This window comes from Sphingobacterium gobiense (genome assembly GCF_002980575.1).
Taxonomy (GTDB): Bacteria; Bacteroidota; Bacteroidia; order Sphingobacteriales; family Sphingobacteriaceae; genus Sphingobacterium; species Sphingobacterium gobiense.
This window is the reverse complement of record NZ_PVBS01000001.1, coordinates 111,762-135,001: the sequence shown is the minus strand read 5'-3', so window position 1 is coordinate 135,001 and position 23,240 is coordinate 111,762. Positions and strand designations below refer to the sequence as shown.

General features: G+C 42.6%; 20 protein-coding genes. 2 read left to right on the top strand and 18 right to left on the bottom strand.

Translation table 11 applies throughout. The annotated features are described in order from the left end of the window. Positions 1 to 15 precede the first annotated feature (15 nt). Positions 16 to 141, top strand: coding sequence for a hypothetical protein (locus C5749_RS19870; protein WP_281258026.1), 126 nt, complete (start codon positions 16 to 18; stop codon positions 139 to 141). 483 nt (positions 142 to 624) lie between these two features. Next, on the top strand, positions 625 to 1,056 hold the full coding sequence (locus tag C5749_RS00565; RefSeq protein ID WP_243403362.1) for a cold-shock protein: 432 nt from the start codon (positions 625 to 627) through the stop codon (positions 1,054 to 1,056). An 85-nt stretch (positions 1,057 to 1,141) separates the two neighbouring features. On the opposite strand, the gene C5749_RS00560 is transcribed toward C5749_RS00565, so the two are convergent. The 18 genes from C5749_RS00560 to C5749_RS00475 all read right to left on the bottom strand — a co-directional run bounded on the left by C5749_RS00560 (position 1,142) and on the right by C5749_RS00475 (position 22,998). After that, entirely contained in the window at positions 1,142 to 1,336 is a 195-nt protein-coding gene (locus tag C5749_RS00560; RefSeq protein ID WP_105717781.1) for a cold-shock protein, read from the bottom strand. Between the two features lie 4 nt (positions 1,337 to 1,340). Further along, positions 1,341 to 2,480: a DEAD/DEAH box helicase gene (locus C5749_RS00555; protein ID WP_105722043.1), complete on the bottom strand. Its 1,140-nt coding sequence runs from the start codon at positions 2,478 to 2,480 to the stop codon at positions 1,341 to 1,343. Between the two features lie 341 nt (positions 2,481 to 2,821). Then, on the bottom strand, positions 2,822 to 3,883 hold the full coding sequence (locus C5749_RS00550; RefSeq protein WP_105722041.1) for a fatty acid desaturase family protein: 1,062 nt from the start codon (positions 3,881 to 3,883) through the stop codon (positions 2,822 to 2,824). A gap of 540 nt (positions 3,884 to 4,423) precedes the next feature. Beyond that, positions 4,424 to 5,620 (bottom strand): chloride channel protein, encoded by a 1,197-nt coding sequence (locus tag C5749_RS00545; RefSeq protein WP_245893576.1) that lies wholly within the window; start codon positions 5,618 to 5,620, stop codon positions 4,424 to 4,426. A gap of 268 nt (positions 5,621 to 5,888) precedes the next feature. After that, complete coding sequence (locus C5749_RS00540) at positions 5,889 to 7,160, bottom strand: glucose-1-phosphate adenylyltransferase (RefSeq protein ID WP_105725067.1); 1,272 nt, start codon at positions 7,158 to 7,160, stop codon at positions 5,889 to 5,891. 10 nt (positions 7,161 to 7,170) lie between these two features. Beyond that, a complete protein-coding gene (locus tag C5749_RS00535) occupies positions 7,171 to 8,583 on the bottom strand; it encodes a glycogen synthase (RefSeq protein ID WP_105722037.1) in 1,413 nt (470 codons plus the stop codon). Position 8,584: 1 nt separating this feature from the next. After that, positions 8,585 to 10,489, bottom strand: a complete 1,905-nt coding sequence (gene glgB, locus C5749_RS00530; protein WP_105722035.1) for a 1,4-alpha-glucan branching protein GlgB — start codon at positions 10,487 to 10,489, stop codon at positions 8,585 to 8,587. Positions 10,490 to 10,507: 18 nt separating this feature from the next. Then, complete coding sequence (locus C5749_RS00525) at positions 10,508 to 12,964, bottom strand: glycoside hydrolase family 31 protein (RefSeq protein WP_105722033.1); 2,457 nt, start codon at positions 12,962 to 12,964, stop codon at positions 10,508 to 10,510. A gap of 123 nt (positions 12,965 to 13,087) precedes the next feature. Then, a complete protein-coding gene (locus C5749_RS00520) occupies positions 13,088 to 13,651 on the bottom strand; it encodes a biliverdin-producing heme oxygenase (RefSeq protein ID WP_245893575.1) in 564 nt (187 codons plus the stop codon). Between the two features lie 121 nt (positions 13,652 to 13,772). Beyond that, positions 13,773 to 14,051: a hypothetical protein gene (locus tag C5749_RS00515; protein ID WP_105722031.1), complete on the bottom strand. Its 279-nt coding sequence runs from the start codon at positions 14,049 to 14,051 to the stop codon at positions 13,773 to 13,775. A 263-nt stretch (positions 14,052 to 14,314) separates the two neighbouring features. Next, positions 14,315 to 15,364, bottom strand: a complete 1,050-nt coding sequence (locus C5749_RS00510; RefSeq protein WP_245893574.1) for a cytochrome-c peroxidase — start codon at positions 15,362 to 15,364, stop codon at positions 14,315 to 14,317. A 98-nt stretch (positions 15,365 to 15,462) separates the two neighbouring features. Then, entirely contained in the window at positions 15,463 to 16,404 is a 942-nt protein-coding gene (locus tag C5749_RS00505) for a hypothetical protein (RefSeq protein ID WP_105722027.1), read from the bottom strand. A gap of 86 nt (positions 16,405 to 16,490) precedes the next feature. Then, complete coding sequence (locus C5749_RS00500) at positions 16,491 to 17,069, bottom strand: hypothetical protein (RefSeq protein WP_105722025.1); 579 nt, start codon at positions 17,067 to 17,069, stop codon at positions 16,491 to 16,493. A gap of 78 nt (positions 17,070 to 17,147) precedes the next feature. After that, complete coding sequence (locus tag C5749_RS00495; protein ID WP_105722023.1) at positions 17,148 to 18,140, bottom strand: hypothetical protein; 993 nt, start codon at positions 18,138 to 18,140, stop codon at positions 17,148 to 17,150. Between the two features lie 51 nt (positions 18,141 to 18,191). Beyond that, positions 18,192 to 18,974, bottom strand: a complete 783-nt coding sequence (locus C5749_RS00490) for an HmuY family protein (RefSeq protein WP_219847871.1) — start codon at positions 18,972 to 18,974, stop codon at positions 18,192 to 18,194. 151 nt (positions 18,975 to 19,125) lie between these two features. Next, positions 19,126 to 19,809 (bottom strand): hypothetical protein, encoded by a 684-nt coding sequence (locus tag C5749_RS00485; RefSeq protein ID WP_105722019.1) that lies wholly within the window; start codon positions 19,807 to 19,809, stop codon positions 19,126 to 19,128. A gap of 43 nt (positions 19,810 to 19,852) precedes the next feature. Then, entirely contained in the window at positions 19,853 to 20,599 is a 747-nt protein-coding gene (locus C5749_RS00480; RefSeq protein ID WP_245893573.1) for an HmuY family protein, read from the bottom strand. 32 nt (positions 20,600 to 20,631) lie between these two features. Further along, entirely contained in the window at positions 20,632 to 22,998 is a 2,367-nt protein-coding gene (locus C5749_RS00475; RefSeq protein ID WP_245893572.1) for a TonB-dependent receptor, read from the bottom strand. Positions 22,999 to 23,240: the final 242 nt, after the last annotated feature.

Genomic DNA, 23,240 nt, shown 5'->3' with positions numbered 1-23,240 from the left:
TTAAACAACAAAAGAATGAGCGAAGCGAATGGCTTTAGTTTTCGTGAAGCCTCCCATCCAGGGGATCACCGAGCGAAGCGAGATAATCCCTCACTCTCCGCAGAGCTTCAATCAAAAGATTGGAGCTTTTTTAATTTCTAAAGCATTTTTAGCCGCTGCCTGAGGGATGAGAACCCGCAGGGTTCGATCCAAAAGAGGTTCAGGGCTGAGTATGGGGCTTGCGGGGCTGAACCAATCCCTCACTCTCCGCAGATAAATCCCTTATTGAAAGATAAGGGGTTTATTGTTTTAAGCCGGTAGATTCGAACCGAAGGTATGGCCGGGGTTCGATTCGAGAAGGTTTAGGGGTGAGAATGGGGCTTATGAGGGCTAAACCAATCCCTCCTCTCTGCAGAGCTTCAGTCAAAAGATTGAAGCTTTTTTGTTTCTAAAGTCCTCTTTTAGTCGCTGCCCGAGGGATGAAAGGCTAATATGCCAGTAATGTCTAGTTTTGCTAAAATTGCTTTTGCCATTTTAAATCCGTATATTTGTGTACATTTCAAAAAGGCACCTATCTCTTATCCTTGAGCAATTCGCTTCTTATAAGATTTACACCTTATTATTTTATAATTTTAACCCCTTTTAATGTCAAGAAATCAACTTACATTCAAGAAAAAAGAACGTGCTAAAAAACAGCAACTGAAAAAGAAAGAAAAACAAGAAAGAAGAGAACTAAATAAGTCTGAGAACAACAAAGGCAAACCATTGGAAGAAATGTTTGCTTATGTAGACGAGTTTGGTAATATTTCCGACACACCACCAACGCAGCCATACAAGTTTAAAGAAGAAGATTTAATTCGTCCAGCAGATACAGAAGACGAATATCTTTATGGTAAAGTTTCTTATTATAACGAGGTTGGACACTACGGTTTTATTCGGGACAACTTAAGTAGGGAAACAGTCTATTTTAACGATAAGCTAGCGGGTATGGTTTTGGCTGTAAACCAAAAAGTAAAATATAAGTATATTCGTACGAAACAAGGAAATCAAGTCTCCGAAATAGAACTGGAGTCTTAATTCTTTGGCCTAAAAAAATGGCGAGCTAAAGCTCACCATTTTAATATGAAAAGTAGTTTAATCTCACAATTAAACTAGCCTATCACTATCTCGCTACGCGAACATTCACTGCGTTAAGCCCCTTTTTACCTTGCTCAACATCATATGTTACGCTATCATTTTCGCGTACGTCATTGACTAAACCTGTTGAGTGTACAAAGATGTCTTGACCACCATTACTTGGTGTAATAAAACCGAAACCCTTGGTAACGTTAAAGAATTTTACTGTTCCTTCTTGCATTGTATTAATTATTTATTGATAAATTGTTATTATTTTTTCCGGTTATCGGCAATTGAAAGCCTATTAACTTTTGAATTTTTAATAAAGTAGGCTTTTCTTCTTCACTGCATAAAGAGAGCGCTTTTCCTTCTTTCCCAGCCCTACCTGTCCGACCAATACGATGTACGTATGTTTCCGAATCAACTGGCAGATCATAATTGATAACGAATGGAAGCTCTTGAATATCAATCCCCCTCGCAGCAATATCAGTGGCAATCAATATATTGACCCCACCATTTTTAAAAGATGACAAAGCCTTTTGTCTAGCCGTCTGCGATTTGTTTCCGTGAATACAAGCAGCTGATATCCCTCCTTTACCCAATATCCTTGCTAAACGATCTGCACCATGTTTTGTACGTGTAAAAATTAAAGTTTGAGTAACACGACCATCCCGCAAAACGCCAGCCAAAAAAGCAGCTTTGTCCTTTTTTTCGACAAAGGAAACAGACTGTACAATTTTCTCAGCTGTAGACGATACAGGGGAAACATTGATCTCGGCCGGGTTGTGAAGAATAGTATTCGCAAACTTGCGGATTTCATTTGGCATAGTTGCCGAAAAGAATAAGGTCTGTCTTTTCTGAGGAATATACTTTAAGATACGTTTAATTTCGTGCACAAATCCCATATCCAACATACTATCCGCTTCATCCAATATTAAGACTTGAATTTGACTAAGGCTCACATGACCCTGATTGATTAAATCCATTAATCGACCCGGTGTCGCAACAAGCATGTCTACGCCCTTGCGTAGTCGTTCTACTTGAGCGACCTGGGAAACGCCCCCATAGATTGCCAAGCGATTTACACGAATATTTTTACTGTATTGTGCGACACTTTGGTCAATTTGTATAGCCAGTTCCCTTGTCGGGACAAGTACTAACGCACGGGGCATATTGTATTTCTTGGTATCTGATGCCAGTAAGTTAAGCACAGGCAAAGCAAAAGCAGCAGTTTTTCCTGTTCCCGTTTGGGCACAGCCTATAATATCCTTACCTTTCAATATGAGGGGAATTGCCTGCTTCTGTATCGGAGTAGCAGCGGAATATCCTATATCATTAAGGGCCCTTACAATGGGATCTATTATCCCGAAATTGTTAAAACTCATTTCATTTAATTTATGACTGAAACCTATCTCGATCTAAAAATTCGGACAGACTATCAATCGTATGTCTCGACAAGGCAATGCCTATCAATAAGAGAACATATTTTTGCTTGTTAACAGTAATATATCGAGATGTTCAGATCAGAGGGTTACGACGCCAATCAGCACTAGTGCTGTCTATATTTATGATAACTTAACGGAAACTGAAAAAGCTAAGAGTGATGGCGAAAGCTAGACTAACGGAATCAAAAAGAGCGTCGACAGGACCTAATGTCGTCAAAGATAATGCTAATTATTTGTAAATAAAAGACTTTTCATCACTTTTGGATATTTGTATCAATATATTATCTTGACATCGCCTGGATTACCCGGACATGCGACATAAAAGCTTGTCGAAACGATCTAAACTCAATATATTGAATATTGTATTCTTTACAGGTTTGCTGTACAATCTTATTGATGGCGGGATAGTGCACATGACTAATTCTAGGAAAAAGGTGATGTTCAACTTGAAAATTAAGCCCCCCCAACAACCATGTCAACACATTGTTCTTGGTAGCAAAATTAGCAGTCGATTGAATCTGATGAATCATCCATTCCTCTTCGACCTTCGATTGATCGATGGTTTTAAACTCTGTTTCAGAGACAACATGTGCCAACTGGAAAACAGTCGCTAAACTGATACCACATACAGCTCCAGCAATCCCCCATCCGATTAATGTAGGTAGCCATCCCACATATACAATGGGAATAACGACAAACATCAAAAAGTGCAGCACTTTGCTGGTCCAAAAGATAACCCGTTCGCGCAGTGGGAAGTGGAATCGTGTCGAGCTTCCCCCCATCTTCTGCCGAAAATATTTTTCATAATCCTGATAGAAAATCCAAGCTAAATAGGAAACACCATATAGGAAAATAAAATAAAACGATTGGTAACGATGATGCTTCTTCAATTGCTGATCGTGGTGAATCCGCATAAATTTAACTTCTATATCATGATCCTCACCATCGATGTTGGTGTAGGTGTGATGCGCGATATTGTGCTTAAGCTTCCAAAAATAGATATTGCCTCCTAATAGGTTTAAGGTATAAGAAAGTACGGTATTTAGATTTTTGTTTTCAGAGAATGAATTGTGTCCCGCATCGTGCATGATATTGAAACCAATAGCGGCAAGATTAACTCCGAACAGCAAACAAAGTACGATACCAACAGTCCAATGTGGTTGTACAAAAACTAAAATGGTGTACAGCAGCGTGAAAGTGGTTAACAGGACTGCTGCTTTAATAAATATTCGTCTATTTCCGGTTTTCTTTTTATATGTACTACTGAAATAATCGTTGATTTTAAATTTGAGGGATTTTGAGAACAATGTATTGACATTGTTGAACTTAATGGATGAACTCATTGAATGTGTAAAATGGTATTGATCTTTTGTTTCTTGTCTAGTCTATTCGGCTAGTATTTTTTTTTGTAAATATAGTGGTTTAATCTTAACAATTATTTAGCCAACAGTTAAATGATTGTTAAATAAATAATTGGAAACTATGGTTACCATGGATATATCAAGGAGAAAGGGTTCAGATCAATCTGAACCCTTTCATGCTTCTCTACTTCGTATCTTTTCTTTCCGTTTCTATGTTTCTTTTTTCGAATAAACCCTTTGCTTATTCTTTACAGATACATTTTCGTAAAGCAAGCTTTTATTTTAAACGTCATCTCTTTTAGAGAGCTCACCGTTTTTTGCTTCTCCTTATATTAAAAACGCTCGAATTGATATTATATTGCATATATAGGAATATTTTTTATTTATTATACCTTATCGAGAAATGCCCCAACCGGCTTGTTTATCCGGGAATGGCAATACTACCACCGTTTCCGGACGTATTGTTGATATTCATTAATCTGATTTTAATATTCGACTACACCGATGCCTAGGTAAGCGACCTCAATCAGCCATCTCCGTCACCCTCCGTTTGGCTAAAAAACCATCATATGTATAGGCGTTATAGGGCAATATTTTCTGTGCGCTATATTTTGCCAGGAAACAGACAATTAAGATAGGTAAAAACAATTCGAACCCATTAGCGGCCAACCCACAGGTCAAAAAGAGAGCCGTAAAGGGAGCGTAGATAGAGGCCGATAATGTTGCTGCCGCGCCAGCTAATACGAAATTGATAAGAATAAGGTTAGTATCAAAGAGAGCATTACAACATACCGCAAACCCCAGCCCCAATAGCGCACCTGCAACGATACTCGGGGCAAAAACGCCCCCGTCTCCGCCTGCCCCTAAAGTTAAAGAAGCTGCGATAGGCTTCAGAAGAATAACTAGAAAAAGTATACCTAAAGACAGTTGCCCTCCTGTTATCGCGGTGTCGACAATCCCTTTTAACCCATGATAGCTATCGCCATACAACAACGGGAAACAAAAAATTAGCCCCCCAACTATAAGTGCGCCGAGATTGACGCGTATAAAATTGTTATTAATCTGCGAAAAAAATAGTTTAATACGTGTAACCAACAACGTGAAATAAATGGACAGCAGCCCACACAATAAACTCAAAAGAATAAAAAAAGGTAACGCACTAGTATACCAATCCTGCACGGTATAGTTAAAAAATGGACGATTATCAAAAAAATAAATAAATATCCCCGAGGTAATTGCGGCAGTGGTAGATGCCAGAAAAAGTGTCTTATTGAATTTCCTGGCGACGACTTCCAGAGCAAAGAGCCAACCGGCGAACGGACTTCCGAATAACACCGCGACGCCTGCCGTTACCCCTGCACAAATCAGTTCACGTTTGTACATCTTGGCGACGCCTCCTTTTTCATAAACCGCATTGCCAATAGATGCAGTAGCTACCACCGTAGATACTTCCACGCCGGTTGAGCCTCCAAAAACAACTGTCAAGAAGCCATTGATATAGTGGGAAGGAATCTTAAATAATGGAAGATGATCTTTTCTATCGTCCAATGTCTTGAAAATTTCCGTTAACCCCTTATTCTTACGGTTGTGAAACAACCATTTCCGTAAAAAATAGATAGCTGTAATACCAACGCTCGGAAATAATAGAAAAAACCATGTGTTTGTATCAGAAATCCATTCAAACACCGATATTTCTAACCATTCAGTACTATGTTTCAAGGTGTATGCCAATAAACTACAAACCAGAGCTATTCCAATTGAAACAATCGAAAGCTTCCAATAATGTTGTTTGATAATCTTATTTCTGTCCACTTATCTCTATCTTCTAAGTTATTGATTCCGAAACAACAACGTGTGTCATTACCGATAGACAAACGCCATTTTTCGACAAAGGACGGAATAAATATAGAATACTACTACATCTATCTGAAAAAAGCTCTCCAACTATTTGGAAAGCTTTTCAAATTTGAATTGAGATTGTAAGGATTTAGCAGCCGATTGTTGCTCCGTTGGGAATTACCGCATCACGCTTGATAACGACGATACCGTCACGTATTGTATGTGTTGAAAAATCACCATCAGATAGATGTATCCCACCTTTTATACGGACGTCATTTCCGATTCGGCAATTTTTATCGAGGATTGCATTTTCTATATAACATCGCTCGCCCACACCTATCGGAGGCGGTTGCTGTGTATTGCCCAGCGTAATGACTTCTTCAAGATCTTCATAATGATCTCCGCCCATCATATAGGTTGATTTGATGACTGTTCCTTTTCCAATTCGTGAGCGGACACCGATTACAGAGCGTTCCAATTTATCTCCATTTAAGATACAACCGTCGGCTACTATCGTATTGTTCAACGTCGTACCCGAAATTTTAGAGGGCGGCAACATACGAGCGCGCGTAAAGACTGTCTCATTAAAGAGGTTGAAATCTGGTACGTCATCGGTCAGACCAATATTCGCATCGAAAAACGAACGAATAGTTCCAATATCTGTCCAATATCCGTCAAACTGATAACTCAATACCTTTTGGCTCTCGATGGCATCAGGAATAAGCTCTTTCCCGAAATCCATTCCCGGGTTTTCAGTGAGCATTTTTCGCAATACGCCCTTAGAGAATACGTAGATTCCCATCGACGCTAAGTATAATCGACCTTGATGTTGCATCTCTTCCGAAACTTCAGATCCCCAGTTTAACACCTCTTCGCTGTCCGGCTTTTCTGTGAAAGACGTAATCTCATTTATTTCATTTGCCTTTAAGATACCAAAACCTGTTGCATCTTTACCATTCACCGGAATAGTGGCTATGGTGACATCACCACCGTTCTCCACGTGAAAGTCAATCAACGACGAATAATCCATTTGGTAAAGTTGGTCTCCCGATAAAATTAGTACATAGTCATAATCCACATTGACCAAATTCTTCTGTGTGCGTCGGACGGCGTCCGCTGTACCTTCAAACCATCGGTCTCCCTCCAATGTTTGTTCGGCTGCAAGTATGTCCACAAAGCCCTTACTAAAAATACTGAAATTGTAGGAATTCTTGATGTGTTGATTTAACGAGGCCGAATTGTACTGTGTCAAGACGAAAATCTTGTTATATCCCGAATTCAGGCAGTTGGAAATAGGAATGTCAACCAAACGATATTTCCCTGCAATCGGAACTGCTGGCTTGGAGCGCTGCTCTGTCAATGGGAAAAGGCGTGTTCCGCGTCCCCCCCCCAATACAATCGATACTACTTTATGTGCCATACCATTAAATTTATAACTGGTTATACAAATTGACATACTGTTGAGCGGATTTATGCCAGGAAAAATCCAGCTCCATCTCTTTTCTTCGGACTCTTTGCATTTTCCCCCGCTGCCCGATATAATCTAGGGCGCGTCCAATGGCGGAAACAGCTTCTTCAGAAGTAGCGTCTGAGAACACAAAACCGTAACCATTCTTCTCACTTATATCTCGCACAGTGTCCTTTAGTCCACCTATTCCACGAACAATCGGAATAGTACCATATTTCATCGCGTACAATTGGTTTAGGCCACAAGGCTCTACACGCGACGGCATCAAAATCATGTCTGCCGCGGCATATACCTCATGTGCTAATGTTTCATTATAGCCAAAGAACGTCGCAAGACGACCCGGATATGCCGCCAATAAAGCTTGTAAATTAGCTTGAATCTGGGTATCGCCTGAACCTAGTATAAATATACTTATTTTATTTTCAGTATACGAAAAAACATTTACAACAATTTCCGGTAATAAATCCGCTCCTTTTTCGACAGCAAAACGGCCGATATATGTCAGCAGAGGCAATGTTTCGTCCAGACCATATTTTTCACAAAACGCTTTCTTATTTTTTGCTTTCCCTTTTTTGTTGGACTCAACATCATAGTTAACGGATATCAATTTATCCGCTGCCGGGTTCCAATAGGCGTCATCGATACCATTGACAATCCCATAACCTTTTGCTGCTTCTGAAAAGAATAAGCCTTCCAATCCATTTGCTTGCGTGTACAATTCTTGGAGGTACCCCTCACTAACGGTCGTAAAAGCATCACAACATTTTATAGCTGCCGCCAATGGATTGATAAGCCCGTCCCAGTCCAATAATCCCCATTTCCATGTATCAAATGCGGGCAATAGGATGCTTTTGCTCCAGTTCATCCAGCCTTGGTATTGCCCGTTATGCACGGTAAATACAGTTTTCACCTTTTCAAATTCTTTAAAGTCATTAGCATACTTTGTTAAAAAAGGAATTAGACCTACATGGTGATCGTGGCAATTAATAACATCGGGTTTAGTCCCACTGTTTTTAAGCCAATCTAAACATGCATGTTGAAAAGCTATCCATTGCTCCGCCTCGTCAGGATAGCAATATACTTCCTGTCTATCCAATTTACCGGGTATGCGAATTAGGAAAAGAGGGAAGCCTAAACTGTTCTCGGTTTCCTTCAATATCTCATAGTGCAGCTCTTCCGATCCCTGAAAAAAAGAACCTTTGGCAATTGATAAAAAGTCGTTGTCACGTGTAAATGGCTTATCGTAGTAGGGACATACCACCCATGCATCGATACCGAGTTTACGCTGGTATCGTGGCAATGCGCCTACCACATCAGCCAATCCGCCTACTTTTGCCAATGGAAAACACTCGACACTTAAATGTATTACATGCATACTAAACTTGTTTGAGGATTAATCCGCCAAGAGGAGGTAATCTAAGTGTTATAGAATTTGCGCAGCCCATCCACTCCATTTCCTCGGAAAGAGCCGCACGCTGGTGTATCCCGCTTCCATAATAGGGCACATCGTCCGAATTGAGGATTACTTCCCACAAGCCTGGTACCGGTACACCAACGCGGTAACTTCTTACCACGGGTGTAAGATTAAACACAACCAGCACATCATCGGACGATATCGCCCCACGACGTAGAAAGGCAAATACACTATTTTCATGGTCGCCAAGTTCTATCCATTGAAAACCGTCGGGAGTAAACGCTCGTTCATATAACGCGGGCTGCGTCCGGTATAACATGTTGAGGTCTTTTACAAATTGTTGTATACCGCGATGCGGTTCAAATTGCGTGAGGTGCCAGTCGAGGGATTGATTGACATTCCATTCGGAGGTTTGGCCAAATTCCCCTCCCATAAACAGCAGTTTAGTTCCCACGAAAGTATACATATAAAGATACAGCGTACGCAAGTTAGCAAACTTCTGCCACTCATCGCCCGGCATCTTATAAATAAGAGACTGCTTGCCATGTACCACCTCATCGTGTGATAACGGCAGCATAAAGTTCTCATGGAAGCTGTATACCGTTCCAAAGGTTATCTTGTCATGATGATATCTACGATTAATCGGGTCTTCCTTGAAATAGTTTAACGTATCATGCATCCAGCCCATCATCCATTTCATACCGAAACCCAAACCTCCGTCAAACGTAGGCCTACTCACACCGGACCATGATGTGGATTCCTCTGCGATGGTTTGAACATCAGGAAACTGGGCGTACACCGCCTCATTTAATTCTTTTAAAAAATGTACAGCTTCCAGGTTTTCGCGTCCGCCATGTTCGTTCGGTATCCATTCCCCCTCATTGCGGGAATAGTCCAGATAAAGCATAGACGCCACGGCATCTACCCGCAAACCATCTATATGGTATCTGTCCAACCAGAAAAAAGCATTCGAAATTAAGAAAGAACGGACTTCATTTCTTCCATAATTAAAGATATATGATTTCCAGTCGGGATGGAAGCCCTTGCGTGGATCCTCATGTTCGAAGAGGTGAGAGCCATCAAACTTGTACAAGCCATGGGCATCTCCCGGGAAGTGGGATGGTACCCAATCCAGGATAACACCGATATTATTTTTATGTAGGCTTTCGATAAGGTACATCAAATCTTGCGGACTACCATAACGGGAAGAAGCTGCAAAATAACCTGTAATTTGGTATCCCCAGGAAGGATAAAAAGGATGTTCCATTACAGGCATAAATTCCACGTGCGTAAACCCCATTTCCTTAAGATAAGGTACCAATTTACCCGCTACCTCGCGGTAAGTTAAAAAACGCTCAGGATCAGACGGGTCGCGTAACCAGGAACCTATATGCATTTCATATACGGAAAAAGGTTTGTCATGGGCATTATACACTTGTCTTTGCCGCATCCATGTTTGGTCGTTCCATTGGTACCAGGTTGTTCCTACGACGGAAGCCGTGTGAGGCGGCTGTTCGTTCACCAATGCGAATGGATCTGCTTTCTCCAAATGTTCCCCTGTGTTCGAATGGATGTGATACTTATACACTTCTCCTAACCGTAGTCCTTCAATGAAACCCTCCCAAATACCGCTACTGTCCCATCGGACATACAATTGATGACTATGTGGATTCCATCCATTAAAATTACCTATCACGGAAACTGATGTCGCATTAGGGGCCCAAACGGCAAACTGAACGCCCTCTTTGCCATTATGCGTCACCGTATGTGATCCTAATTTTTCATATAGCCTAAAATGCTTTCCTGCACAGAATAAATTAATATCGAAGTCCGTGAATAACGAATATACCTCTACTGCCTGCCCCATAATCCCAGTTGTTTATATTTATGAAATCGTTAACCGTCTAAATTCTTTTTCAACGGAAATGTAATGCTTGCCTTCTTCATCTACCAACATGTCCAATACATCTCCATCTACTTCGATATGGCCCACATCAAATGGAAGCCCGACAACGTAAATCTTATAACTATCGAAACGTTCGTGATACAATCCCTCTAAATGTTGTACAATAGTAAAGCTATTTTGTTCTCCCTCAACGATAAAATATTTTTCGTTGTACACATTTTGTTCGTAAGCAAAGGTTTCACCATGGTCTGCATAAACATGGGATTCATATCGTCCTTGCCCCCAATAGATGTTTAATTTTAGCGCATCGATATTCTTTTCCATTGTGTATTGCATCACCGGAAATTCAGGAATTACGCTTCCTCCACGAATAAAGATGGGCATTTCGTCCAATGGCGTTTCGACCTCATGTGCTTGCCCGCCCTCCAGCGAAGTATTGTCGAAATAATAATACCAATTACCTTCTGGTAAGTACACCGTCTTCGATTGTTGTCCCGGTTGAATAACAGGCGAAACGAGAATATTATGTCCAAAAGCAAATTCCTCCTCCCGTCGCAGATTTTCCAGTTTATGTTGTTCTAGTAATGATATAGGCCGCAATATAGGCTCCCTATACTTATGCTGTCTCCAGAATACTGTATAGATATAAGGCAATAATCTGTAACGAAGCTCAATGAACTTTTTACAGATAGCTTCCCATTCTGGGCCAAAGCTCCAAGGCTCCCGATCGCGTGTATCTCCGGCTGAATGGACGCGCATAAATGGAGAAAACACACCGAATTGCATCCAACGGGTATAAAGTTCACCATCCGGCTCTCCGGTAAACCCACCAATATCAGTACCGCAAAATGAAAGGCCCGAGACGGATAAACGTTGTAATTGAAGGACACCAATCTTTAGATGTTCCCAAGTTGCTATATTATCTCCTGTCCATACAGATGAATAGCGTTGTGTTCCGGCATAAGCAGCACGTGTGATCGTAAATGGGCGTTTATTTTTTTGGAGTTTCTTTAGGCCATCATAAGTGGAGCGCACCATCTGCATACCATATATATTATGGGCCTTACGGTGAGATCCCCTAAACCCTTCGTAATAATGCCGTACGTCGTCCGGAAATGTTCCGCGACCAAATACAGCGGGTTCATTCATATCATTCCATACACCTGCCACACCATCTTCTACCAAGTCACGATACAATGTGCCCCACCACTCTCTTACCTTGGGATTAGTGTAATCTGGAAATTGACAGCGTCCCGGCCATACATATCCCTCCATAAAATAATCATCTCCACGACGACAAAAATATTTATTTTCTTTCCCCTGGGTGAATACCCAATAATCTTCATCTACCTTAATACCCGGATCGATCATTACTACCGTTTTAAATCCATCAGCAGCTAAATCTGAAATCATTTTCCTCGGGTCTGGGAAATAGCGTTTATTCCAGGTAAAACAGCGATAACCATCCATATAATCGATATCTAGATAAATGGCATCACATGGTATCTGTCGTTTACGGAATTGGCTAGCAACTTCCCGTACGTTGGCTTCAGGATAATAACTCCATCGACACTGATGGTAGCCGATTGCCCACAGCGGTGGCATATAGTGTGTGCCTGTCAGTCCGTGATAACGTTTCACAACATCCATCATCTGCGGTCCATGAATGTAGTAATATTGCAGTTCTCCGCCCTCCGACCAATAACTTGTTTGGTCGTTTTGTTCGGCAGCAAAGTCGAAATACGTTCTAAATGTATTGTCGAAAAAAATACCGTAGGCATCTCCACCTGTTACACCTATATAAAACGGAATAGTTTTATAGAGTGGGTCTTGATTAAAACCGAAACCATAGGTGTCAGAATTCCAGTTCTGGAACCTTTTTCCTCGTAAGTTTAAATTAGCCGACTTATCGCCTAAACCAAAAAACGCTTCGTCATGGGAAGTGTGTTTCGTACAGTAGACATAGTACCCTCCAAAGTCCGGATTCTCTTCCCAATGCATGGGTTTCTGGTCGGCATTCAATACTTTCCCATTCAAATCTTCGAACGACACAAGAAAATTTTCTTTTTGTATTCGGCAAACCAAAGCATTGGTTTTTATGATAAAAGCGTTGTCTATCTCCAAAATCGAGAAAGAAGTAGGGTGAATATCAAGATCTTGCTTAATAGCATAAGAGAAATCATCAAGAAATGAGCTTCTTGGCGCCAAACGCACTCTGATAATTTCATCGGAAAAAATCCTTACTTCTACACTGGCTTTCCCGTCTGTAAAGACGAGCACATTTCCCTGCTTAATATACGAAAGAACCTTATTCAGATATTTCTTTTCTACTGTAGGCACATCAAGCACGGGATTGTTGACATGATGAATACTATCTAAGGTTTCCCCCTCTAAAATGTCCGTAACAATCTCTCCTTTTTTTTGGGACTCAGCCATAGTTTTGTCTATTCGTTAAATTTTATATTGAATTACATTGCTATTAAAGTACGATAATTTTTAGAAAAAAGAAAAAAATCCTCGCCAAGATATGGCGAGGATTTGCTTTTTTGAACGTTAGCGCTATTGAGCCGTTACGCTTCTAAACACGTCTCCAAACCGGGCAAAGGTCTCGTTGGCAATTTCAATAGCTCGCTTTTGGCTATCGGGGCCTTCACTGCGCCTATTCAATACATCAACAAATGTACTCCACATTTTACCAGTATTTTCTCCATAACCGGAAAAGAAAGACGTTCCTTTCGTCACACCATTCTTATTCAACATCTGCACAATATAAGGGCCGCCCATAATAGAACCTTCCAATACGTACAGCGCGCTTAAAGCCTCTAACGCATTTTGTATTACTGGCGCTGTCGCTTCAGGCAAATTATCTACTTTTCCGCCAAGTTCTTCAATATCCGCTTTGATATGCGATGAATTACGACGTTCCGTGTAATCGGGCAATACGTCCGATGTAATAAACGGAGCGATGGCTTTTTCTACGGCATTGAAATACGCGTAAAAATTCTTAAGTACTTCTGCATAATCCGCATCAGATCGAACGGCCTTAAGTTGTCTCACCACCACCCCCTCTAAGGTTTGGTGTGCCTCTTTTGTGTTTTTTTTGATATTTTGATTTAACATCATAGTTGTTCTATTTATTTTAAATGTTGATTTACAAAGATTCTTATTTATTGTATAGCTTATATGCTGCATTTCGCTCAATCGTATATGAAAAACGTTAAATCAGCATTCCTATTACGTAGATTCAATCAATCAGAATTTGATAACGTGTATAATTAGAGGTGCCTGTCTCCTTTTTTATCCAGTTCTCTTTCAAAGCTAAACGAATAAAATTGTAGAAGGTCGCCCAAGATACCGGATGCTGCTGGCGCAAAGCAATCCAGAAATCTTCCATGTCGGCGATTTCGCGTTGCTGAAACAACGCTTGCATGATCAAGATACGCTGTTTGCTTGCAATATGCCCGCGCTCCCGCAGTTGTGCGATCCATACCTGCAATGTTGTGTGGTCATTTACTTTCATCATATATTGTTCATAAAAGGTTTACCCTATCGTTATTATTTAAATATATTCTAAATAATATCAAATATAAAGGATGGGTTGTTAATCAATCTATTAAAAACGGTGATTCGCATATGCAAACTGATATTTTTTTGACTTTAGTAACTTGTAATTTGTTTTTTCTGAACCGAAGTGTACTTTTGCGTTACTAATTTATTATGTAGACGTTAAAGCACGGCTACCAACGAAGAGCCTCCTCGGATGTATGTCTAGAGGAGGCTTTTATACTATTGAGGTAGTGTGGGTGATTCTACTTTGAGCACTTCACTACTTAGGGTATTCAGAAAAGCCAGGATGGCTCGTTGCTCGTTTGATGTGAGTTGCAATGGTCGTATATGTGGCGATAACGTTCCGTTTATCTTCTGCCTACCCGTATGGGGCATACCGCGGTTAAGCAGATCGATAACCTCTTCAAGTGTGGCAATCTCGCCATTATGCCAATAGGGTGCAGTATTGGATACATTTCGCAGTCCGGGGGTACGGAGCTTTCCCTTGTCGGCTTCGAATCCGGTAACCTCGTAGCGCCCATTATCTAAATCTCCACGAAAATCCACTGCATAGCCCAGATTGTGGTATTGCAGATCGGTGAAGAACGGGCCGTTGTGGCAGTTGATACACTTTCCCTTGGTGCGGAACAAATGTAAACCCTCGATTTCCTTATCCGTCAGTGCGGCATAATCGCCACGTACAAACCGATCGAAGGCCGTTTCGCCGCTGCTGATGCTTAGCGTATAGACTTCCAGTGCATCGAGAATGCGCTCTCTGGTGATGCTGTTGCTGCCATAAGCCGCCTCAAATAGAGGGGGATAGCCCGGGATCTGCGACAGGATCCATGGTATAATATTCAGGTCACCGTCCATCTCGATAGGCGATTCGATAGCTTCGGTGATCTGTTCGGCATAGGTTGCTGCCCTGCCATCGTGAAAAAGGTGACCTTTGAGGTGCCAGGCGTTTTCGATGGTAGGCGTATTGCGTACGCCACCCCCAATTGCCATCCTGCTGCCATCTGTCCAGAACTTCGCCGGGTTATGGCAGGATGAACAGGAGTTCTGTATACTACCCATCCGCTTCTCAAAGAACAATACTTTGCCCAGACGCAGAACTTCGGTATTGGGCTTGGCATTTGGGTTGGCAGGCAGCTCCGCCAACTCTTTTTTGATAATTCCACTGTACCATTCCGCTTCCGGCCAGGCTGTGATCGCAGCACTATATTTTTCCCGTGTGCTGCGTGTATCCACAGGTTCTGGCTCTGGCAGCGGTACCTCCCCGTCTGTCACCGGCGACTTCGAGCATGCTCCGCACAAAAAGAGCAACAGGCAACATAATCCGTAACAGTTTATCACGCGCTTCAATGGAATATTTAGTTCAACAAAAGCTATTCTATGGTTACCGATTGTCCTATGACGTTCAATATACTGCCCGTTGTCGCTAAGACAAAGTAAGCAGATCCGGTAGCTATATCTGTGGGGATCGTCATCTGCACTTCGGTGGCACTGACAAACGTCACCTGAGGATCAAAATTACGCACCGGTGTATTGTCGCTGTATTCCATCCGTGCTATAAAATCATCCTCCTGATAAAATTTTAGGGCTTGCTCGTGCGTGAAATAAACGGAGAACGTCTGTCCCGGATTGATGGTAGTCGGCGGCAGCTTCGTCCTGTCCAGCAACGTTGATAAGGTAGGGGCATTGAGGTGTATCTGCTGCCCGGCCATGAGCGTGTACCTGCCAGTCACTAGTTTGACATCGTAATAACCGGTATCCAGTTCTGTCGTAATCGGGATAACGGAGTGAATACTGGAATTTGTAAATCTGCGAAATTCCGTTAATTCATATTCCTGTTCGCCGGCCATTAGGTAGACCTTGGTTTTATCAGCATCGGGCAGGAAATAATCGCCCAATAGGGCAACTACACCGTTTATATTTATTTCTGTATTATTTATGCTATTCAAATAAGGTATAGGCTGTCCGCCTTCCGGCCGGAAGGTGTAGGTCTTTCTGCTACCATCCTGTGCAGTCACCGTATATTTTGTGGACGCGCTGTACGGTACGACTTCGCCCGATGCCGGTGATATTGACGCCCCCTCGGATAGGGTGATGACGGGTCGGATGGTTTCGGGCTCGTCTTCTAATGGAGTCCAATATATGATGATTTCGTCTCCTTTAATAACCGCCTGGAGCGGATCGCCATGGGCGTCTTCGATAGTGAAAGTTTCTATTTCGGCATAAGGCAGGTCGGGGTATTCGGTTTTGCATGCGCCAAACAGAACGGTACAGCCAACCGCTATGCCCGTATATATTTTGTATAGTCTATTCATGTTTCTGGTTCTCAAAATCGACAACAAGTAAAAGATTCCTCAGAGGTCTGCCAACATGCTTCTCTGAGGAAACCTTTATGCTATGTTTACAGTTGGTTCACATTAATCGTAACGGTACCTTGTATGGTTAATCCTGGAAATGGAGTAATCTCTACGGCTGTAGCAGAGTCTAAGGTGAAAGCCCAGACGGTAGCACCGCCATCATTGCTTACCAACATCACGACACCCGGGATCGGAGTTGCTACTTGATCCTCGTACGTGTACCAAACATCTTCACCTACAGCACCGCTTGCAGACGTTGCGCCTGCCCAATCTGAAGCCGTAACTGTGCAAATATCTACACCAGTCAATATCCTTAGTTGAGCTCCACTATTAGCAGCCACAGCAGCATTGGCATGTTCAGTGAAGATGAGCTGCGCTCCTGCAGAACTACCCTGCGATGCCGAACCACTGCCCAGGGTAACGTATACGTTGCCAAACGTCGAAGGATTAAAAGGGCTGCCAACATTTCCTGTCACGCTATATTGATAGCCGCAGGAAATAGCCGTTACCTTAGCCGGTGTTAACGGCTGGATAGCCACTGGGTTATTGTCTTTCGCGAATGAAGACAGACTGAACAAGGCCGCCGCCGCGACAGCTATTGTTGATTTGAGGATGTTTTTCATACTCATTTGTTTAATTTTTGTGTTATTAAATACTAATTTATTATATAGACATCTCCGTTGCCGGAGATAAGCACGTGGCTATTTTGGAGTGACCGTTATCGAAGTACTGTTGGTGGTCGTCGGCCAATTTTTATATGTTGTCTGGAAGATAACAGAAATTCTGCCTGTTGGAATATTGTCTGGCACCTTCAAGGTAACACTCTCCATATCATACTTCACGATCGGGAAATCATAGGTCGTACCACTTTCCATGTAGGTTGCCTTGACCGATGTGGGTTCCAATATCAGATACTGTGGCGTTGCATTATAAACGACCTCTCCTCCTTGTTGCATGGCCTTACCAGAAGAATAGTTAATCCGAGGTGACCTGTATTGGATATTGATCGGATCCGCCAGTGTTACCTGATGTCCTAGAAAAGCAATCTTTACATCGTGGTAACCGGTATCGATGTCCATCGGAATCGTTAGATTTGCGATCCGGTACCGGTACGGTTCGTCACCGGTAAGCAGTGGAGCCAGAGCCGCTCGTCCCTCCCGGGTATTGAGCTGTACTGCTTTTTGCGTATTGCGGGAAACCAATGTCAGTTTAATCAGGTTGATATTATTACTGTAAAAATTACCATGGATATAAGGCAATATCCCAACAGGATAAGCTGTCGGCTGTATTGCCGGATAGTTATAAATTCCCCAGACGGCCTCAAGATCAGGGGTATTTTGTGACACGATAAGGAGTGTATAAGTGTTTGTTGAGCCATCGGTAGCAATTACTGTATAGGTCTGGTCTTCGGTATCGATCGGGATGGGCAGGATTTCCTCCTGCAGCTTGGCGCCGGGAGATACCGTGATATCGGCATCGATCAGTTCCAGGCCGAGGTAAAAAGGCACATAGAGTGTTATGGTTTTTTTCTCGTCATCAATAGCACCGTAAAGGCTGGTGCCCGCAGGTACATTGTTGACACTGTATTCTACTATTTTGTCTTGTGGCAGAGGTGCCAGTTCTTCCTCTTTGGTGCAGGAAGCGAACACCAACCCCAGAAACAGGATGCTTAAAAAGGTATATGTTTTATTCATTTTTTTATTGTTGTAAATGACCTGCCTACCGCAGGGAGGTATATTGTATGACTAATCAATTTCAAACTTGGCGCTTCCTTTCTTTGCCAATACATAATCAAAGGAGAAGTAAGGCTTGTCGTCGTTCCGTTTCCAACTATCGCGTTCCAACTTGTTTTTATAGATACTGCGCATTCTGATCTTGGCATAGTTACCCCTGGCGGTGCGCACGATCACGGTACGGGGCTGTACCGTTTTCTTTCCTCCGTTGGGCAATGTAATCTCGAGCGGTTTGTCGAGCGCATAGGCTATATGTGCATTGTCATAGGCGCCGTCGCGGACCCGGGTACCACCGAAATCATAAAGGTACCAGCCTATGCCATTCCCCATATCGCCGTTGTCATCAGTGCTGATGACATTGCGTTCGGTCTTGAACACGTTGTCGTCGGGAATGTCGACCACCTCGTCAAAACTCTTCTCGACGATCATAATCCCCCCGACGCCTGGACCTCCCGCTCCATAATTGGGAGAAACACCGCCTCCACGCCCGCTATTACCGCCCAAGTAGGATCGGTATATACCGGCAAAGGATATATCCCAGCGGTTCGTCCTTCGGTAGGAAACAGCAACAGGCTTGTTTTCCTCTAAGCTGTAATAAATGGGCTCTTGGTCACTGTCCGGCGCAGCACCATCCGATAGATCTTCACCAAAGTTGCGCACTTCAATCATCCGGTTAAACATGGTCTCCGGTATAACCGGATCTACTTCAGGTTCCGGCGCAGGATCGCTTTTATTACAGGCCGTAAGACTAGCCATAAACAGTAAAGACAAACTGGCTATTAGGATATTTTTCATCTTCATTTTTGTAGTACTATTATTTAAATTGATTCTAAACAAAGATAGCTTCGTTGCCTGACACTTGGTGTATGCAAAACGACAAATCATGTATGCAAAACGTTATTTATTTAAAATCATTCTAAATAAACAACAAATAGAAAGTTTGTCCCTATTTAAACTCTTCATAATCGACAGCATAGTAGACATAGTTATCTGAAGCAGATTCTTTATTCGGTGTCTCATTGGAGTATATACTATTGACGCGAAATTTAAATAAGGCTGTATTACCTTTAGAGAGGATAAGGGTACGGTTAGCTATGGCCACGATATGGTGTACCGACATATCATAATTTGACCATCCAATAGCTCCCTCTGGTGAAAATGGCGTTACTATACCTACTTTTTCATCTGGGGCTGACGTGAAATTATCTGTTACCACTACAGATTCGAATGCTTTATCTATGTACGAAAGTGTATAGCCTTTTGTAGTATTTGAGATAATGTCCATATCGCGCTGTGTTGCGTTAAGCGTTAACACAGCATCCCCCGCATCCACCCCGTCGTTCTCTTTGAAATCAAAATAAAATAAAGGAGCTACGGCCTCCGTTACTGCTCCATCTTCATTGATGGTAAATTGCCTAAAATTGCGAAGGGAATATACGGATCCGCTACGAGATATTGTTCCCTGCGTGTTGATGGTGGCAGAAACATTAGCCAGGTCTTTTGTTTCACCGTCTTTGATCATCACGCTCGCCTGGTATTCCTGTTCTAACGAAACCTCATCATCATTGTTGCAAGCAGCAAATCCAACGAGGGTGAAAGCCAGTGTGGCAATTTTAAATAGTTTGTTCATAAGAATAAAAAATTAAGAGTTAAAAGTTATTGGCGGTTAAAAACTATGGTTCGCGGGTATTCAAATTTTTACTACCATCCTGCTGCACATAGTAGCGAAAGGTATAATAAGGTGCCGGCCAGTTCATGTTTGTAACGGCCTCGGGATTGCCTTTATACGCATTGATGAGCTGTAATTTGGCATATTTTCCGTCCGGCAGACGTATGGCGTACGTACGATTGGGCAATGCTTGCATAATATGTGTTTGCAGACTATAACGAAACCAACCAGGTGAACTTTCGGTGGCAGCCCACCCGATCTTATTTACCTCGCTGGTGTCAAATTCTTCATCGCTTGGAGCCTCGACGACCGCTTCGTAAGGCTGACGGAGTAAAACCACAGCCGTGTTTTCGGTTTCGCCTCCGTAGCCGGGGTTAAACTCGTGATATGCATTGTTTACAAAGAGTTCTGAATTGTAAGGACCGGTAAAAGCTAGGTCCCAGTCCTTGGTTTTGAGCCATTGTGCCGAATCGTTCGCATTTTTAATCCATATCTGCCTTTGGTCGTGGAAACGAAACAGGAAAATGTTAAAAGGGCGATATTCCTTACCTTCGACATCGCCGGCCATAGACGCTTCGGTATCGCCGGCCAAGTCGTAAATGACATTACTTTTGCCATCTTCATACAAAGGGCGGCTGTTGTCATCTTTCCCACAGGAAGCCATGGGTAGCGTCAAAGCCAATCCGAGGCTTATTTTGCCTAGCAAAATAAAATTCCGACATTCATTGATGATTATTTTTAATGTGTTCATATGTTTTGTATGCATTTTTTTAAATTATTTATTTATTCCTTCATCCACCGATAGCTCAGTCCGCCGAGGATAACTCTACCGGGTTGTCCTAGCATATATCGGTGCATGAAACCCAACACGTTATCCGCGACAAGCCGCAGTGTGAGTCTTCTGTTCCATAAAGCTTTTTCGACCGTGATATTGAGCAAGGTATGTTCCGGCACAAATTTATCTCCATCATCGATAAACTGGTTTCCGTTAGTTTCCTGAAACGGATATTTCCCCCGAATATTTGCACGAATATTGATACTCGTTTGCCATGGCCGGTACATATAGAGCAATTTGAGGTTTGCCATGTGCCGCGACCGGTCTTCGATACCCCAATAATCGGACGGCCTGCTCTGTCGGTATTCACCGGTAACGGCGTTGTTGTATTGGTTATAAGGGTAGTTACCCGCACGGATGCTGTCCAACACACCCAGATCTTTTGCTACCAGATACTGATAACCTAATGATAGCTGTAAATCGCGTGTCGCTTGGTAGCTGACGGCAAGTTCCGCACCCTTATTAACCGCTTTCGGTAGATTCCGATAGGTGTAAATCTGCGAAACGGTCGTTCCTGTACCGATATTCACCGAGTTGATCTGATTGTTAATCCGATGATAGAATACAGAAGCTTCCGTCTGGAGCGTAGGGATGGGCGTCCAAGTGAATCCAATGTTGTTGGACCAACTTTTTTCGGCTTGCAGATTACCTACTAACTGGTTGATCATGTAACTGTTTACGTAGCTGAGTTCACCTGTAGAATCAAGCCCATCTATCACCTCCGCCAAGCGGTCGTTACCCACGACCAAGTAGTTTGCTGACGGGTTGAAAAACACTTGATAGCGCATTTTATAGTCAGGAGCCTTAAATCCGGCACCGGTACCCGCTTTTAGCAATAGGTTTTCACGGAGGTGATATTGCAGTCCAAGGCTCGGACTCATACGCCCAAGATATACATTCGTCTGATCATAACGCAAACCAACTGTGGTTAAAATGCGATCTACAGGGCGCCACTCGGTTTGCAAATAAGCAAAAGCCGTTTGGAGCGAGCGCTTGTCGTCCAAATCTTGGTTGTCCATCACCTCCATGCTGCCGCCAAGACCAGCGGTGAGCTTCAGATTCCTAATCGGATTGTAGGCAAACTGCTGTTCGAGACGGTGGTTATATTGGCCAAACTCTTCCTCGCCTGCCAGCACCCCCTGACTAAGCCACTCGGCATACAATGCTGTGTGGAAGCGAGTGAGATAATAGCGGGTCATCATTCGAAGTCCTTTAGCAAAGTGATGGTCATAGTTAAAACCGATATTGATATCCCGGTCCTGTTGACCATCTTCCAGACGGAGATCCTCCGCCCAAACGTTGTACATTTTGGAGTTCCTCGATGCGTAGCGCGTAGTTAATCCCAACGTACCGTCTTTACTTATTCGATAGCGTAAGCGTCCCTGGAAACTATAATTTTCATAAGGTGGAAAGGTAGTACTCCCACTGCTAAGATAACGGTCATCTGTATTAAAACCGTCTGTACGGTAATAGTTTCCAGAGACAACTACGGAGCCCCGTTGGTTAGCAAAAGGCGCTTCACCTTCAATGGTTGCATCTAATGTATGGAGTGTACCATACATAAGCGAAGCCTGTGCTTGCTGCATAATGGCACCATGCCGTGTAATAATATTGATGGCGCCTCCCAATGCATCGCTGCCATACAGACAGGACGAAGCTCCTTTAATAATTTCAATGCGCTCAATGTTAGTAACGGATATACGTGATAAATCAAAGTTACCGTTATTCCGTCCCAATATCGGCTGCCCATCGATAAGAACCATAATATAGTTGCTGCTAAATCCCTGAATCTGCACACCAACTGCCCGTGACCCTGCCGAAATATCGTTGACCACGGCTACGCCGGTTTGCTCTTTCATAACTTCGTCCAGCCGTCGGCTGCCCATCAGCTCAATTTCGCGCCGGGTAATGACCTGAACGGGCATAGCAGCGCTTTCCGCTGGAATAAGGTTGTCAACAGCAGTTATTTTCCCATATACCTCCACCTGTTCAATACTACTCCTTGATTCCTGCAGCCGAATATAGACTGTCGTGTCATGATCTGTAAGATTCAACGTCACCTGTTCTGATACATAACGCACATGATGTATGTCGAGTCGGTACGTTCCTTCATATAGTCTAGAGAACTCGAAATATCCCTGATCGTTCGTTTTATATACTTGGTTGTCAGGAACAAGGGTAACCGTCGCCTGCGCAACAGGACGATCCAGCGAATCCCGCACAAACCCCGACATTTGCAAATCTTGTGCAAGAGAAAAGATCGGAAACCATAGCACAAGTAGCGTTAATACATGCTGTTTGTTTTGTTGGTACACAGTAATCAATTATTATTTATATTTATTCTAAATAAAGGACAAAAAAAGGTATTTCAAATGGATTTTACTGTATGAAAACTGTCAAATCATGTATGCAATTCGTTTTATTTTAAAACACCAGGAGTGCCCCTGCACACAATAACATGCTTATTATCTTGTTTTTATACTGTTATTATGAAGATAGGATGCCAAAAAGTAAAAGATAATATAATTTGTATTTAGATTGATTATTGATTTGTTTT